This window comes from Streptococcus sp. 17.1 (assembly GCF_016648655.1).
In the GTDB taxonomy this organism is placed as follows: Bacteria; Bacillota; Bacilli; order Lactobacillales; family Streptococcaceae; genus Streptococcus; species Streptococcus salivarius_E.
Genome location: NZ_JACLQM010000044.1, coordinates 1 through 824 on the forward strand (window position 1 = coordinate 1; position 824 = coordinate 824).

Sequence of the window (824 nt, forward strand, 5' to 3'; positions counted from 1 at the left end):
ACAGTCACTGATGTTGGGTTAGAGGTGTTGCCTGCATCATCTGTTGCAGTGACAGAAACTGTGTCACCTTCCTTCAAGCCGCTGACTGGTACACTGAAGTTACCATCTTGATCAGCTTTAGCCGATACTTTAGAGCCATCTGGAAGAGTGACTTCTACTGTTGAGCCTGCTTCGGCTGTTCCTGTTACTGCTGTAGTGCCTGCTTTAACTGTGTTCACAACTGGTGCGTCTGGTGCTGTCTTATCATCGGCTTTCGCTACTGTTGCTGTAGTTGGTGCTGATGTGTTGCCTGCATCATCTGTTGCAGTGACAGAAACTGTGTCACCTTCCTTCAAACCGCTGACTGGTACACTGAAGTTACCATCTTGACCAGCTTTAGCCGATACTTTAGAGCCATCTGGAAGCGTTACTTCTACTGTTGAGCCTGCTTCGGCTGTACCTGTGATTGCTGTGTCACCAGCTTTAACTGTGTTCGCTACTGGTTTAGCTGGAGCTGTTGTATCAGTTGTTGCTACCATTGGATCGCTGGCATCTGAAGTGTTTCCTGCTGGGTCTGTCGCTTTCGCTGTTACATTACCGGCTGGAATTGCTACAGTTGGTGTGATCGTAGCTTTACCATTTTCATCAGCTGTTGCTTCACCAATCTTGTTGCCGTCTTTATCGAACAATTCAACCTTAGTTCCTGGTTCTGCACTCACTTCAACCGGAGTCTTAGTACCTGCTTTGTCAGTAAGGTCTGTAGCGACAACTGGTTTAGCTGGAGCTGTTGTATCAGTTGTTGCTACCATTGGATCGCTGGCATCTGAAGTGTTTCCTGCTGGGTC

At 47.7% G+C, this 824-nt stretch carries 1 protein-coding gene; it reads right to left on the bottom strand.

Annotated elements, in window-relative coordinates; translation table 11 throughout:
* Positions 1 to 824: Ig-like domain-containing protein (locus H7T99_RS10485; protein WP_260315526.1), on the bottom strand; the 824-nt coding region annotated here is incomplete at both ends.